This is a genomic window from Pseudomonas sp. S4_EA_1b, from assembly GCF_016307435.1.
GTDB lineage: Bacteria > Pseudomonadota > Gammaproteobacteria > Pseudomonadales > Pseudomonadaceae > Aquipseudomonas > Aquipseudomonas rhodesiae.
This window is the reverse complement of record NZ_JAEILC010000161.1, coordinates 866-13,139: the sequence shown is the minus strand read 5'-3', so window position 1 is coordinate 13,139 and position 12,274 is coordinate 866. Positions and strand designations below refer to the sequence as shown.

Here is a 12,274-nt window from a genome sequence, read left to right as displayed (position 1 = left end):
ATCTTAGTCATGTCCGATTCAATGGAATAGATAGGTGGGGGAGGGGGCAAATCTAATTACGTTCAAAGGCTTAGGTGGTTCAGCAAACTGTCGCGTATCAGTTGAATCGTATCATCATTAAATCCGAGTAGTTCACGCGCTTCGTATCGCACCTCCGGCGCGCCACGCTCCGCGCGATCCTTTAAACCGAATTGGTGGACCCTGGCGATGCGGGAGATCCGCCCGGTGAAACCCACGGTCACGGCGTTGCTGTCGCCTCGGGCTTTCATGTACGTCGCGGTGCGCAGTTTTTTGAACATATCAACCTTACGCCGAATACGGCCCTGCTTGCCGCGCAAGTCCCGTTTTTTCCGGGGTGCGAACTTGCTGCCATCCGGGTTTTGCTGTGTCAGTACCCGCTTTTGCTGGCTGCGCCGCAGTTCCTGACCGATGGATCGGGCGAGTTGATTGCGGGCGCCTGGCTGCAGTTGCTCCAGCAGCCCAGACGCCCAGGTCTCTAGCGCTTCCAACTTATTTGTCATCTGGAACCATCCATTCTCTGGCGTTGCCTTCGGAGCCAGGTACCCAATCCGGATCGAGGTAGCCCGCTACACGTTGCGGCTCTCCGGCATGCTTCACGGTGGTATTGCCTTGCGCGTCCTTGCTCACCACTACCCGTTCGCTCAGATGCAGCGTCAGGCTGAGGTCTACCTTGTCCTTGTCGAGAATATCCGCCTCGAACTGGATACCGTTCTGCGCCTTTTCATAATTTTCCAGCAGCTCCGGTTGGTTGATGCTGATCCACCCCAGCACCGGCAGCATCACGCTGTCGGGGTGCCCCGCGAAGCCGGTCATAATGATTTGCAGGTCGTAGCTGTATTCAAAAGAAAGGCTTGCAGCAGCAGTGCAGCGGACCTTGCCGTTGTCGATGAAGATCAGCAGCAGGTCCGGGTTGTGCTGGAACTCGGCGACGGTGGCCAGCAGGTGGGCACGCAGGCTTTCAGGCTTGTTCATTTAGCTGCCTGATGTTGATAGATCATGTCTACCTGGGCGGCGCACTCGGCCCATGCGGCTTCGACGCGGTCCTGGTCGGTCAGTTGATCACCGTTTACGAGCGGGCTGGTCCCCGGCAGTTGGCAGGGCACCACGGCCGGACAGCCAGTCACGGTAAGCTGCGGCGCCGGTGAGGGCGGGGCGCTCGCGCAGCCGGCGAGCAGCGTCAGGCAGAGGCTGAGCAGCCCAGTCGCGTAGTTCGTCATTTTCACGTTTCAGTGCCTCTATGGTTTGCGCGCGCTTTGCCAAGGCCTGGCGCAGTTGGTCCTGCTGAGCGCGCAGAGCGGATTGGCTCTCGCGTTCCTGCTGCAGGGTGTCGGCGAGGATGTTTGCGGTCAGGAGATTGCGGTTTGCATCTTCGCGGGCTGTTTTCGCGGCGTCATGTGCTCGCGCGGCTTGGCCTTCAGCGACATCAATGCGCTGTTGCTGGACCCATATGAACAGCGCCAGGGTGCCGAGCAGGGCCATGCCGTACAGAGCCTGGCGCAACGTGCTCACGCGCGGTACCAGCCGAGTTTGTTCATGGCTGCGGTGTTGAGCTGCTTGATCGGGCCGCGCACGATTACCGCCCTCGCGTTGTTCATCAACTGGATGCACTCGGCCAGCCTTACCATGTCGTCCTGCTCGGTCGATTCTGGTACCACCAGCAGATCGCCGTCCTTTACCCGTAATTTCTGCACCGCTTCGAAGTCGATCATGCCGCCACCCCTTGCCCGCACTCGCAGCTGGCGTGTCGTTCATAGGCGCGCTGGAGCTTGGTGTCGTAGAGATTGCGTAAGTAGTCCGGGCCGTTGTAGAGCCGGGCAAACTCGGCCCATTTGCGGGCTTTCAGAGCCTTGTGCAGAACGGGGTCGGTTTCGATGAAGCGGGTGAACGCGTCGAACTGCTGCGATTCGCCGGCACTCACCGCCGCCACGAAGTCCTGCACGCTGGCGTAGCCAAGGCGCTGCCAGTGATAGCCCATGATCTGGAAGGCGCCCCAGGATGCCGACTCAAGTGCGGCCGTGTCGTCGATCAGGCGAGCCATGGCCAGGCGCTGGTGCTCGGCGGTACCGCCGATATAACCACCGGCCTTCGGATTGACCAGGGCGGGATTGGTCGCGGCCAGCTCATCGGCATGGCGCTTGATCTCCGCCGGATCGTCACCCGCGCGTCGCACCTTCGCGAGTTGTCGGTACATGACGTGCCGTTCGAACAGGATCACCGGCTTGCCGTTTTCGAGGAAGCCCTTGCCTTTCGATTCCACCTGGTTGACTGCGTAAATGCTTGCGAGCGGCACGTCCAGGCGTTGGGCAGCGGCTACCAGGTCGTTATTGCGCAACAGCTGGGCACAGTCGCCACCGGCCAGGCTGGCTTGGGTTTTGTCTCCCGCAACGCCGTCGGCCACCAGGCCCACTTTCGTTTGGTAGGCGCGGACTGCCGCCTCGGTGGAGTCACCGTAGTGCCCGTCTGGTGCCAGTTTGGCGCCGTGCCTGTTTAGATTTTTTTGCAGGATAAGTACCGCTTGCGAGCGGTCGCCGTGGCGAAGGGTGGTGGTCATGCGCTGGGCCTCAACAGGGCGGCGACGTTGCCGCGTGAACGGAAAATCAGGATGCAGAGCAGCACGATGGATGCGGCCTGGCCGAGGCTTGTGGGTTGGCGGTCCAGCAGGATTTCCAGACCGCAGATGCACAGCACGGCGCCGAACAGGCTTGCCAACAGCGAAATGCTGCGCCGGTACCGCGCATCGCCTCGCGTGTAGCAGGCCAGGCGCAGTGCGCTCAGCAGGTAGGCGATTGCCGTGATCAACTGCACGGCCAGTTCGATGTTCGGCATGTCAGGTGCCCCCTCGGATGCGACGCCAGATGTCCCAGATATCCGCCTTTTCCACCCACACCATCAGCTTGATGCTGATCGGGATGACCACCAGGGCACAGAGGAAAGCGCTACCGCCGCTGGTGATGAACGGGATTGCTTGCAAGGCCATGGGGGCGAACAGATAGCCCACCCCTGCTGACAGGAACAGGGAGCCCAGGCGCTGCCAGACCTTCAGATCTCGCTTGGTGCTGGTGACCAGCCAGGCGCCGAGAATGGCGCCGAATAGCGCCCCGTCGTCGATGACCGGCGTGACGCTCGCCAGGCCCAGGCCGATCAGCAGGCCGGACACAACGCTGGAAGTTGGATCAGCCATGGTGTGGGGTTCCTTGGTTGCGGTGGGTCAGTCCCATAGGTCCACCATCTGCCGTTGGGGCGCGTTGGTTTGGGCTTCTGGCATGTTGATTAGGAGGCCTTGCGGCAGCACCGGGCCGTGGTCGGCCAGGCCGGGGTTCGCCTGCAGCACCGCTTCGGTAACCCCAGCGGTTCGGCCGTAGTACCGCCAACACAGCGCGTCGACGGTATCGTTTTGGTTGGCGCGAAGGGCGACGGGCATCAGATCAGCTCCACGGTGGTACGGTTTTTCCCGAGAAAATCACGGATTGCCCAGCGCAGGTCGCGCCGGTAGTCGTCGATGGTGGGGGCAACCTCTTCGGCCTTGTTGTTGCCGGCGTTGGTGGCGCTGTAGTCGCGGTATCGCTCGCACACTTCCGCACCGGTGCCGGCTTCGATGGCGCGACGGTAGAGGTGGGCCTTTACCGATACGTCTTTGATGCGGTCACCGGGGACGTCGGCCAGCGTGGCGTAGCCGGCGGCCTGCTGAACCTCTCGCCAGTCGCTTAACTCGCGATTGAGGTTAATGGCGGCAGCGATCACGGCGGTTTCCAGGCGAGCCGGGGTAACACTGGCGTCGATGCGCAGGGTGGCGCGCAGGTTGTCCAGGTCAATCGACGGCCAGAACGGGTGGGTGTTGATGTGGCCGCTGGCGACGGTGCCGCTGGCTACAAATGCGCTCATGAGACTGCACTCGAAAATAGGTCGCCGGTGGTCGGGACTTCACGTTCAGGAGGAGCGGCCTGGCCGATCCGCCCCGAGCCGGCGGGGTGCGTGGGGACGCTCAGTTAGCTGCTGGAGCAGCGTATTTTTTGAGGAGGCGTTCAACGCGCTCCAAATCCTTCTTGCCACCGCAGTTGGTGTGCAACTCAATGGCACGGGCCAGGTGAGTTCTAGCCGCTTCCAACATCACCAGGGCAAAAGTCTTGATTTCTGAGGTGTCATCGTCGGAGACCTTCTCGGCATAGGCTTTTCCTAGGGCCAAATGCAGCTTGGCTTTGGCCTGATCAGGCATGTCCTCATTGCCCGCAATTTCCTCGGTGCGTTGCAGTAGCAACAGATCGAACGTACCGCCAGCCTTCTGCGTCTTCAGAGCAACTTCAGCAATTTCTTCAGCAACAATGGTGCCGGTAGTGCGTTCGAAGCGGTCAGGCATCAGCAAGGCGTGCTGGATGACGTACTCGGCAATGTCCAGGGCGCCGGCAAAGTCGCCGGCATCCATTCGCCAAACCATCAAAGTGGTCAGAACCTGGTCCTGCGCGCCTTTGCCGCCTGCCAGAACGCCTTCGACGTATGGGACGTATTCGGGCAGCAGTTGTTTTTTCAGCTCTGCTTTGCCCTCGGTGGACTGCACCTGTTTCAGGCGCAAGTAGTCCTGTTGAAGCTTCGCCAGGTGCAGTTCGTAAACGGTGGAACCTTCCATGGTCATAGCTGGGCCGGCCACGGCAGCCGCTGCAACGGCTGCTGTGACGCGCTGGAAGTGACGGCGGCAAGGATTGGTCATGGTTGCGCGCCTCAGCTCAGGGTGATGTTTTCGGCCATGGCTGCGCAGCCAAGGTCTTCGATCACGTAGGCTTCGTTGACCGACTCGTAGTTCTCGATACGGTCGCGCTTGGCGTTATCCACCACGGTGCGGCGGCGGGTGCCTTCCTGCCAGTAGATTGAAAGGTTGTCCAGGCGCGTCACCAGCAGCCCGTTGGGCGGGAAGTGAGGCACTCGCACGGCCGGCAAATTACCGATGCGCTTCTGGCTGGTGACGATATCGGCGGCGAGCATCTCGGTCGGTGCCTGGGTTTTGTTGATGATCGGGAAGTACTTGTCGGCCAGCAGCTGGCGGCCGCAGATCACCACCAGGTCGGTGTCTTCCTGGTACCAAGGCTCAATGAACTCGTTGACCATGCTGATGACCAGGGCGTCGATGTTTTCGAAGTCTTTGCCCGCACCGATCTGGATCTTGCCGCTGCCGTCGACCACTTCGTTCAAAACGCGAGCGGAATTTTCTACGCGCATTTTCTGCAGCCAGCCGACGTTCACATCCTGCAGCAGCTTGTTGATGTCCGGTTTAGACGTCGCGGCACGGCTGGTGCCATTCCAACCGATCATGATCCGGTTGAGCGCCTGAGCCCTGATGATGGCGTCGCGGATACGGGCTTGGAAGTCTTTGAACTTGGCCCATTGGTCCAGCTTCTGGTAACGCAGGCCAGTATCAAAGTTGGTTTGGGTGCAGGTGTACCCACGGTTGTCCAGGCCGGTAGGGTCACGCGGCTCGCGGTCTTGCTGAGTGGTATCGGTGGTGCCGGCGATTGTGCCGTCGATGCCAATGCCGATTTTTTCACCCGATTGTTCGGACACGCCATACACGTTGATCGAGCTGAGAAACGCGCTCGACTCCTGCATACGGGTTTCCAACGTCTGGGCGACTGATGGAGCGGCTGTAAATTTGGTGGTGACGTCGCTCACGCCGTGCAGTTGGGCAAGCTGTTGCAAGTAGGCGTTGAAAAGAACGCGGGTATCGTTACGCATGGTGTTCTCCGATGTTCCTTGGCTGGGTGTTGTCCGTGAGATGGATCAGCAGTCGGTGACGAGTGCGCCGTCACCGCCCGTAGCCGGCGGGCGAACGGAGTACTGCGGTTTCTGGCCGGTGGTGTCCGGGGTTTTTTCGAGCTGTTGAACCAACGCCGTGAAGTCGGCAGACAGCTTTTCGTGCGCGGTCTGCAGCTTTTCGCGGGCAGTTTTTTCGGCGGTAAAGGCTTCACCCTGACCGGCGACATGCTCGGCCATGGCTTCAACGGCCTCGCCGAGTTCAGTGAATAGAGCGGCGTCCTTGCCTTCCTTGTCCTTGCTCTTGCCGAGAAGATCGAGAACGCGGCTGAACAGACCTGCGACTTTGCCGCTTTCGTCCTCAACTTCTTCGAATTCAAGTTCAATCTCGACGACTTCAGAGAAGAGGTTGCCGGGATCGCGTTTGCGACTGGTCAGCGGATTCATGTCGGGGTGCTGAGCGCTGAAGGTCAGCATCTCGGTCCCCAGGCTGGCAGGGGTGTCGGTGACCGCGATGCCGTCCAGATATGCGCGCCCGGTGTCTGCAAACTTCGGCCGAATCTCGATGCTGGTGTACAGCTTCTGCCGCGCCTTGTTCATGGCGACCAGGTCGGCGGTTGGCTCGATTTGGGCGAATAAGGCCAGTTTCTTGGCACCGGCGATCTCGACTTCTTCAGTCTTCAGCGCGACCACGTCGCCGTAAGCCCGGAAAGGGCTGTCGGGCAGCATGCTGCGCATGTGCTCGATCCAAACTCGCGCACCATAGGTGTTCTGGCTGTAGGTTTCGGCTGCGTCGACCAGCCATTGGCGTTCGATCTGGCGACCATCGGTAGTGGCGCCTTCAACGGCGACGCGGAAGAACTTGGAGCGTTGTTTCTTGGCTGGGTTGTCGGTTTTGCCGGCCATGCGTGAATCCCTCAGTGCGGTGGCAGTCTGCCTTGGCGATGAGGGCATGTTGTTGAGCGCGGGCGCGACGGGCAACGAGGCGCTGTTGTAGATCGTTGATCTACAAGGGGCGGAGCGGGAACTGTTCGCGCGCGGGCGGCAGCATCTGCGCCATGAATGCCATCGTCGAATTGCCCACTGACCACCGCCGCCATGCCAAGCACTTGTATTGGCAGGGCTATCGCGTGTGCGAGATCGCCGAGCTGATCGGGGAGAAGGAAAAAACGCTGCACAGCTGGAAGGCCCGTGACGAATGGGACCGCGCGACACCGCTGGAGCGTATCCAGGCCGCGACCGAAGCGCGCCTGGTACAGCTGATTCTGAAAGACCCCAAATCAGGGGCCGACTACAAGGAAATTGACCTGTTGCACCGTCAACTGGAGCGGCAAGCCCGCATTCAGCGCTTCAACGACGGCGGTACCGAAACCGAGCTGAATCCGAACCTGGCCAAGCGCAACGACGGGCCGAAGAAAGCGCCGAAGCGCAACGAGTTCGACGAAGAACACATCGAAAAGCTGACTGAGGCGTTCATTGACGGCTGTTTCGGTTATCAGCTGGATTGGTACAAAGCGGGTAGCCAGCGAACACGGGCGATCCTCAAGTCACGGCAGATCGGCGCGACTTACTACTTCGCTCGCGAAGCGCTGATCGATGCGCTGACGACTGGTCGCAACCAGATATTCCTGTCGGCCTCGAAAAACCAGGCGCATATCTTCAAGGCCTACATCCAAGCCTTTGCCCGCGAGGTGGTGGGTGTCGAGCTGACGGGCGACCCGATCATTCTGGGGAATGGTGCGGAGCTGCACTTCCTGGGTACCAACGCTCGGACCGCGCAGGGTTACCACGGCAACTTCTACTTCGACGAATTCTTCTGGACGTTCAAGTTCAAGGAACTCAATAAAGTCGCCAGCGGCATGGCGATGCAGAAGCAGTACCGCCGGACCTACTTTTCGACGCCTTCCAGCATGGCGCACGAGGCCTACACGTTCTGGACGGGCGAGCGGTTCAACAAGGGCAAACCGGCGGCGCAACGGGTAAAAATCGACGTCTCCCATGACGCCCTGCAGCAGGGGCGGCTGTGTGAGGACCGGGTCTGGCGGCAAATCGTCACCATCCTCGACGCGGAGGACCGTGGCTGCGATCTGTTCGACCTCGACGAGCTGCGCCAGGAGTACGACGCCGAGGCTTTCCAGAACCTGCTGATGTGCCAGTTCATCGACGACGGGGCCAGCATTTTTCCGCTTGCGATGCTGCAGCCTTGCATGGTCGACAGCTGGGATCTGTGGGCCGAGGACTACAAACCGTTCGCCGCGCGTCCGTTTGGGGATCGTCAGGTATGGGTTGGTTATGACCCAGCCGAGAACGGCGACAGCGCTGCATTGGTGGTCATTGCCCCACCGACAGTCCCTGGCGGCAAGTTCCGGGTGCTGGAGAGACACCAATTCAGGGGCATGGACTTCGCCGCCCAGGCGGAAGCGATCCGCCAGGTCACCAGACGTTACTGGGTGACCTACATCGGTATCGACATCACGGGCATGGGGTCTGGCGTGGCGCAGCTGGTGAAACAGTTCTTCCCGAACATCACGACGTTCAGCTACTCGCCCGAGGTCAAAACGCGCCTGGTGTTGAAGGCTTACGACGTCATCAAGAACGGCCGTCTGGAGTTCGACGCTGGTTGGACGGACATGGCGCAGTCGTTGATGGCTATCCGTAAAACAGTCACCGCCTCCGGGCGCCAGTTTACTTATACGGCCGGTCGCACCGACGAGACAGGTCATGCCGACTTGGCGTGGGCGACCTTCCACGCCCTGCATAACGAGCCTCTTGAAGGGCAGACCACGGCCAATACCGGATTTATGGAGTCCTACTGATGAGCAGACGTAAGCGCGAAACCCAACTGACCACCGTTCTGCCAACCATTGCAGGGGACGTGCTCCCGCCCGAATCCGGTCCGGTTGAGGCGTTCACCTTCGGTGATCCGGCGCCTGTGCTCGATAGCAGGGAGATCCTCGACTATCTGGAGTGCTGGGCCAATGGTCGTTGGTTCGAGACACCTATGTCGATGGACGGCCTGGCCAAAACGACGCGCGCCAGCGTGTACCTACAGTCCGGTCTCAACTTCAAGCGCAACATGCTTGCCCGGACATTCGTGCCTCACCGGCTGCTGTCCCGTCAGGCGTTTGAGCAGTTCGCCCTGGACTGGCTCTGGTGCGGCAACTGTTATCTGGAAAAGCGCAACAACATGCTCCGCAACGCCATGGGCCTGTTGCCGCCGCTGGCGAAGTACATGCGCCGTGGCGTGGACATGGAGACCTATTACCAAGTGCGCGGTTGGAAAGACGAACACGAGTTCGTACCGGGTTCGATCTGCCATCTGCGTGAGGCTGACATCAATCAGGAAATTTACGGTTTGCCCGAGTGGCTGGCAGCTCTGCAGAGCGCGTTGCTCAACGAGAGCGCCACGCTGTTCCGCCGCAAGTACTACAACAACGGCAGTCACGCCGGGTTCATCCTGTATATGACCGACGCGGCGCAGAAGGAAGAGGACATCGACTCACTGCGCACCGCGCTGAAGAACTCGAAAGGGCCAGGTAACTTTCGCAACCTGTTCGTGTACGCGCCTGCCGGCAAGAAGGATGGCATTCAGCTCATCCCGGTGAGCGAAGTGGCCGCGAAGGATGAATTCAGCTCAATCAAGAACATCAGCCGCGACGATCTGCTCGCGGCGTTGCGCATTCCACCCCAACTGATGGGCATCGTGCCGCAGAACGCGGGCGGCTTCGGGTCGTTGCGGGAGGCTGCTGAAGTTTGGGCGGTCAACGAGCTGGAACCGTTGCAGGCCAGGCTGGCCCAGGTAAACGAGTGGCTGGGTGAAGAGGTTGTCAGCTTCAAAGAATTTGAGCTTCCAACGGGGGGAAAGTAGTACCCCCGCGCAGTAAACGAGGCGACGAGCTGGTGCGCTAACACCCGCTCGACGCTGAATCACTCGAACACGCCGAGTGCTCCAACCAAGGCCTCGCCCCACTGCGCAGGGGGTGCGAAGCCTAAGCGAATCCAATTGTCGAAACAAGGATCACTTAATGAGCACACCAATTATCCCGTGGATGGGCGGCAAGCGCCGCCTGGCAGATCGCCTAATTCCATTGTTTCCCCCGCATGAATGCTACGTCGAAGTCTTCGCTGGCGGCGCCGCGCTGTACTTCATGCGTCCCCAGGCCGCGCCGGTTGAAGTCCTGAACGACATCAATGGCGACCTGGTGACGCTTTACCGCGTTGTACAGAACCACCTGGAAGAGTTCGTGCGCCAATTCAAATGGGCGCTCAGCTCACGCCAGGTGTTCGAATGGCAAAAGATGACCAGGCCCGAGACGCTCACTGACATCCAGAGGGCAGCGCGTTTTTTCTATCTGCAGCACCATGCTTTTGCGGGGAAGGTCAGCGGGCAGACATTCGGCACCGCCACTACAGGGCCTGCCATCAACCTGCTGCGGATCGAGGAGAACCTGTCCGCCGCCTGGCAGCGTTTGTCCGGCACGTACGTCGAAAACCTGGGGTGGTTGGAATGTGCCGAACGTTACGACCGGCCGCATACCTTCCATTACATGGACCCGCCTTACTGGCAGACCGCTGGCTATGGTGTGGATTTCCCTTTCGAAAACTACGAGCGCATGGCTGAGTTCATGCGGCGCTGCAAAGGCAAGGTGATGGTCAGCATCAACGACCATCCCGATATCCGGCGGGTGTTTGAGGGATTTCACTTCGAAACGGTGGATATCCGCTATAGCACGGCGAATCAACGGCAGGGCAAGGCAGAGGTGAGCGGGGAGCTGGTGATCATGAACTGGGAGCCAAACGCCTTCGGCGGACTGTTTTAGCCCACCGGCTGAATCAAGCCCGCGCCTTTGTTCTTCACGTTACCCACTGCGACGTCGACCTTGAACCATTCAAACGCCTCGGCCGGCTCGCCTTGATGCAGCACCATCTGCTCGGCACGCTCTTTGGGCGTTGCCGGGTCCAGCCATTCACGGGCCAGGTCCGGGGTCAACACCACGGGCCGCCGGTCATGGATGTCCACCATGCCGCCGGCACTGTCGGCGGTGATGATCACAAAGCCATCATGCTCACCTGGGCCTTCGTCAGCGTTGGGTAGCTGGCCGATAGCCGCGCAGTAGATCGGCGCCCCGTCGCGACGGCGGATCAGGTAAGGCTGCTTCTTCGGCCCGCCTTCATCGACCCATTCAAACCAGTTATTGATCGGTGTGATTGCCCTATGCGGCCAGATCGCCCGGAAGAACGGGCCGTGGGCGACTTTCTCGACGCGGGCGTTGATTGGTGCGGCGCGATCCTTTGCCCAGTGCGGTCGCCATCCCCAGCGCACCGGATCAGCCAGCAGCAGTTCGCCCTGTACATGGAACAGGGCGACCTGGGTGGTGGGGGCGACGTTGTATCGCCCCAGGGGCAGTTCGCCGACCGAGTTGACCATGGCGTTCGGCATGCTGAGGGCCGCGACGAAATCATGAATGCCGCTGTACTGTGAAAGGCGTCCGCACATGACTGTCTCCGCTCGTCGGGCTTGATGAACAGCCGCGCGCCGGCCGATCTCTACACTGTAGACACCGGTACCGGAGATTCGTCATGACAACCGATATACAGCAGGTCAATGAGGTGGAAACGTGGCATGCGCTGCTGAACGATCCGGAGTTTGAAGCCGGCTCACCAGAATATCGTTATGAAACGCGCCTGGCCCTTGCTGACAATATGCTTGAGCGCAAGGTGATTGATTGCGGTGAATGGCGAGAGCTGGTCGAGGAGGCCGTCGCTGGCTATGCAGACGACGTCGGCTGAATGCCAGCTGTGCTGACGAAGCCGTTGCCTGCGCAGTTGCTGCAATCCTCACGCTGTCCGAATCGGTCCAGGCAGGCGCCGCACTTGGTGAACTGGGCGGAGAGCAGTAGAGGACGGGCCTTGCGATAGCTCTCAAAATCGCGGCATTCCAAGGCGACCTGTGCGCAATCTACTAGCGCACGGTAGGTATCGGCATCGCAGATGACTGGGTAGACCTGCCCATAGATAAATTGCGCGGTCTGCACCAGATCGTATAGCTCACCAGTTGGCGCGGTAAGCACCAAACCATTTATCGCCCAAGCCTGGTTGTCGCTGCGAAACACCAAACGCAAGTCAGCCTTATCGCGAAATACCTTTCCATCAAACCCATCAGCGCCTGGGCCGATGGCTGAGTAATAGGTGTTGCTTCGGATGTACCCGACGCACTCCGATGTCGCTCGTTGAATGACGTCATAGTAGCCGCCGTACGTGTACCCCACGGGCTTGGTGACCAGCTCTTCAACGGCATGCCAGTAAGCCGCGTCGGCCAGCTCATCCATCTCAAATTGTTCCATCTCATCAATGACCCCTGCCTCCAACATGTCACGAGTCTCCCACCGGCACATCGTCCGATGAGCCTCCGGGTTATCCATCCGGGACGAGTTGTCGTCGAGGATTCTCAGCCATTTGGCGAGCCATTCCTTTTTGAGTTCTGTAGGGGGCATGTGAGTGACTGCTTATTTTT

At 60.1% G+C, this 12,274-nt stretch carries 18 protein-coding genes and 1 pseudogene; 4 read left to right on the top strand and 15 right to left on the bottom strand.

Features of this window, described 5'->3' with window-relative positions; translation table 11 throughout:
- Positions 1 to 62 precede the first annotated feature (62 nt).
- The 13 genes and pseudogenes from YA0848_RS34205 to YA0848_RS34150 all read right to left on the bottom strand — a co-directional run bounded on the left by YA0848_RS34205 (position 63) and on the right by YA0848_RS34150 (position 6,666).
- Complete coding sequence (locus tag YA0848_RS34205) at positions 63 to 521, bottom strand: phage virion morphogenesis protein (protein ID WP_198712356.1); 459 nt, start codon at positions 519 to 521, stop codon at positions 63 to 65.
- A complete protein-coding gene (locus YA0848_RS34200; RefSeq protein WP_198712355.1) occupies positions 511 to 993 on the bottom strand; it encodes a phage tail protein in 483 nt (160 codons plus the stop codon). Before YA0848_RS34200 ends, YA0848_RS34205 begins: the two co-directional genes overlap by 11 nt.
- Entirely contained in the window at positions 990 to 1,238 is a 249-nt protein-coding gene (lysC, locus tag YA0848_RS36250) for an Rz1-like lysis system protein LysC (protein ID WP_232925245.1), read from the bottom strand. Before lysC ends, YA0848_RS34200 begins: the two co-directional genes overlap by 4 nt.
- Positions 1,165 to 1,500: pseudogene (locus YA0848_RS34195) on the bottom strand (Rz-like lysis system protein LysB); the annotation flags it as partial. The gene lysC and the pseudogene YA0848_RS34195, both read right to left, overlap by 74 nt.
- A 26-nt stretch (positions 1,501 to 1,526) precedes the next feature.
- The gene (locus tag YA0848_RS34190; RefSeq protein ID WP_198712353.1) at positions 1,527 to 1,730 is read right to left on the bottom strand and encodes a hypothetical protein; all 204 of its coding nucleotides are present in this window, start codon (positions 1,728 to 1,730) and stop codon (positions 1,527 to 1,529) included.
- A complete protein-coding gene (locus YA0848_RS34185; protein ID WP_198712352.1) occupies positions 1,727 to 2,572 on the bottom strand; it encodes an N-acetylmuramidase domain-containing protein in 846 nt (281 codons plus the stop codon). Before YA0848_RS34185 ends, YA0848_RS34190 begins: the two co-directional genes overlap by 4 nt.
- On the bottom strand, positions 2,569 to 2,847 hold the full coding sequence (locus tag YA0848_RS34180; RefSeq protein ID WP_198712351.1) for a phage holin family protein: 279 nt from the start codon (positions 2,845 to 2,847) through the stop codon (positions 2,569 to 2,571). Before YA0848_RS34180 ends, YA0848_RS34185 begins: the two co-directional genes overlap by 4 nt.
- 1 nt (position 2,848) lies before the next feature.
- Complete coding sequence (locus YA0848_RS34175; RefSeq protein WP_019818195.1) at positions 2,849 to 3,202, bottom strand: putative holin; 354 nt, start codon at positions 3,200 to 3,202, stop codon at positions 2,849 to 2,851.
- A 27-nt stretch (positions 3,203 to 3,229) separates the two neighbouring features.
- Complete coding sequence (locus YA0848_RS34170) at positions 3,230 to 3,442, bottom strand: tail protein X (protein WP_198712350.1); 213 nt, start codon at positions 3,440 to 3,442, stop codon at positions 3,230 to 3,232.
- Complete coding sequence (locus tag YA0848_RS34165) at positions 3,442 to 3,903, bottom strand: head completion/stabilization protein (protein ID WP_198712349.1); 462 nt, start codon at positions 3,901 to 3,903, stop codon at positions 3,442 to 3,444. Before YA0848_RS34165 ends, YA0848_RS34170 begins: the two co-directional genes overlap by 1 nt.
- A 100-nt stretch (positions 3,904 to 4,003) precedes the next feature.
- Positions 4,004 to 4,723 carry a phage terminase small subunit gene (gene gpM / locus YA0848_RS34160; RefSeq protein ID WP_198712348.1) on the bottom strand — a complete coding sequence of 240 codons (720 nt, stop codon included), beginning with the start codon at positions 4,721 to 4,723 and terminating at the stop codon, positions 4,004 to 4,006.
- Between the two features lie 11 nt (positions 4,724 to 4,734).
- Positions 4,735 to 5,742, bottom strand: a complete 1,008-nt coding sequence (locus YA0848_RS34155) for a phage major capsid protein, P2 family (protein ID WP_040269144.1) — start codon at positions 5,740 to 5,742, stop codon at positions 4,735 to 4,737.
- A gap of 45 nt (positions 5,743 to 5,787) precedes the next feature.
- Positions 5,788 to 6,666, bottom strand: a complete 879-nt coding sequence (locus YA0848_RS34150) for a GPO family capsid scaffolding protein (protein ID WP_040269143.1) — start codon at positions 6,664 to 6,666, stop codon at positions 5,788 to 5,790.
- 152 nt (positions 6,667 to 6,818) lie between these two features.
- On the opposite strand from YA0848_RS34150, the gene YA0848_RS34145 reads away from it, so the two are divergent.
- The 3 genes from YA0848_RS34145 (at position 6,819) to YA0848_RS34135 (ending at position 10,580) form a co-directional block, all read left to right on the top strand.
- Positions 6,819 to 8,576, top strand: coding sequence for a terminase ATPase subunit family protein (locus YA0848_RS34145; protein WP_198712347.1), 1,758 nt, complete (start codon positions 6,819 to 6,821; stop codon positions 8,574 to 8,576).
- Positions 8,576 to 9,628, top strand: coding sequence for a phage portal protein (locus tag YA0848_RS34140; protein ID WP_198712346.1), 1,053 nt, complete (start codon positions 8,576 to 8,578; stop codon positions 9,626 to 9,628). The genes YA0848_RS34145 and YA0848_RS34140 overlap by 1 nt, the downstream gene beginning before the upstream one ends.
- Before the next feature lie 157 nt (positions 9,629 to 9,785).
- Positions 9,786 to 10,580: a DNA adenine methylase gene (locus YA0848_RS34135; protein WP_040269140.1), complete on the top strand. Its 795-nt coding sequence runs from the start codon at positions 9,786 to 9,788 to the stop codon at positions 10,578 to 10,580.
- Here the strand turns inward: YA0848_RS34135 and YA0848_RS34130 are convergent.
- Entirely contained in the window at positions 10,577 to 11,257 is a 681-nt protein-coding gene (locus YA0848_RS34130; RefSeq protein WP_198712345.1) for an SOS response-associated peptidase family protein, read from the bottom strand. The genes YA0848_RS34135 and YA0848_RS34130 overlap by 4 nt on opposite strands.
- An 83-nt stretch (positions 11,258 to 11,340) precedes the next feature.
- Between YA0848_RS34130 and YA0848_RS34125 the strand changes: the two genes are divergently transcribed.
- Positions 11,341 to 11,550 carry a hypothetical protein gene (locus YA0848_RS34125; protein ID WP_198712344.1) on the top strand — a complete coding sequence of 70 codons (210 nt, stop codon included), beginning with the start codon at positions 11,341 to 11,343 and terminating at the stop codon, positions 11,548 to 11,550.
- Here the strand turns inward: YA0848_RS34125 and YA0848_RS34120 are convergent.
- Positions 11,529 to 12,254: a hypothetical protein gene (locus tag YA0848_RS34120; protein WP_198712343.1), complete on the bottom strand. Its 726-nt coding sequence runs from the start codon at positions 12,252 to 12,254 to the stop codon at positions 11,529 to 11,531. The genes YA0848_RS34125 and YA0848_RS34120 overlap by 22 nt on opposite strands.
- Positions 12,255 to 12,274 lie beyond the last annotated feature (20 nt).

What these genes read in the sequence shown, in the direction of transcription:
- YA0848_RS34140 (WP_198712346.1), top strand. Translation starts at nt 8,576, where the DNA reads ATGAGCAGACGTAAGCGCGAAACCCAACTGACCACCGTTCTGCCAACC.
- YA0848_RS34200 (WP_198712355.1), bottom strand. Translation starts at nt 993, where the DNA reads ATGAACAAGCCTGAAAGCCTGCGTGCCCACCTGCTGGCCACCGTCGCC.
- gpM (WP_198712348.1), bottom strand. Translation starts at nt 4,723, where the DNA reads ATGACCAATCCTTGCCGCCGTCACTTCCAGCGCGTCACAGCAGCCGTT.
- lysC (WP_232925245.1), bottom strand. Translation starts at nt 1,238, where the DNA reads ATGACGAACTACGCGACTGGGCTGCTCAGCCTCTGCCTGACGCTGCTC.
- YA0848_RS34180 (WP_198712351.1), bottom strand. Translation starts at nt 2,847, where the DNA reads ATGCCGAACATCGAACTGGCCGTGCAGTTGATCACGGCAATCGCCTAC.
- YA0848_RS34175 (WP_019818195.1), bottom strand. Translation starts at nt 3,202, where the DNA reads ATGGCTGATCCAACTTCCAGCGTTGTGTCCGGCCTGCTGATCGGCCTG.
- YA0848_RS34135 (WP_040269140.1), top strand. Translation starts at nt 9,786, where the DNA reads ATGAGCACACCAATTATCCCGTGGATGGGCGGCAAGCGCCGCCTGGCA.
- YA0848_RS34130 (WP_198712345.1), bottom strand. Translation starts at nt 11,257, where the DNA reads ATGTGCGGACGCCTTTCACAGTACAGCGGCATTCATGATTTCGTCGCG.
- YA0848_RS34185 (WP_198712352.1), bottom strand. Translation starts at nt 2,572, where the DNA reads ATGACCACCACCCTTCGCCACGGCGACCGCTCGCAAGCGGTACTTATC.
- YA0848_RS34170 (WP_198712350.1), bottom strand. Translation starts at nt 3,442, where the DNA reads ATGCCCGTCGCCCTTCGCGCCAACCAAAACGATACCGTCGACGCGCTG.
- YA0848_RS34155 (WP_040269144.1), bottom strand. Translation starts at nt 5,742, where the DNA reads ATGCGTAACGATACCCGCGTTCTTTTCAACGCCTACTTGCAACAGCTT.
- YA0848_RS34150 (WP_040269143.1), bottom strand. Translation starts at nt 6,666, where the DNA reads ATGGCCGGCAAAACCGACAACCCAGCCAAGAAACAACGCTCCAAGTTC.
- YA0848_RS34205 (WP_198712356.1), bottom strand. Translation starts at nt 521, where the DNA reads ATGACAAATAAGTTGGAAGCGCTAGAGACCTGGGCGTCTGGGCTGCTG.
- YA0848_RS34165 (WP_198712349.1), bottom strand. Translation starts at nt 3,903, where the DNA reads ATGAGCGCATTTGTAGCCAGCGGCACCGTCGCCAGCGGCCACATCAAC.
- YA0848_RS34125 (WP_198712344.1), top strand. Translation starts at nt 11,341, where the DNA reads ATGACAACCGATATACAGCAGGTCAATGAGGTGGAAACGTGGCATGCG.
- YA0848_RS34145 (WP_198712347.1), top strand. Translation starts at nt 6,819, where the DNA reads ATGAATGCCATCGTCGAATTGCCCACTGACCACCGCCGCCATGCCAAG.
- YA0848_RS34190 (WP_198712353.1), bottom strand. Translation starts at nt 1,730, where the DNA reads ATGATCGACTTCGAAGCGGTGCAGAAATTACGGGTAAAGGACGGCGAT.
- YA0848_RS34120 (WP_198712343.1), bottom strand. Translation starts at nt 12,254, where the DNA reads ATGCCCCCTACAGAACTCAAAAAGGAATGGCTCGCCAAATGGCTGAGA.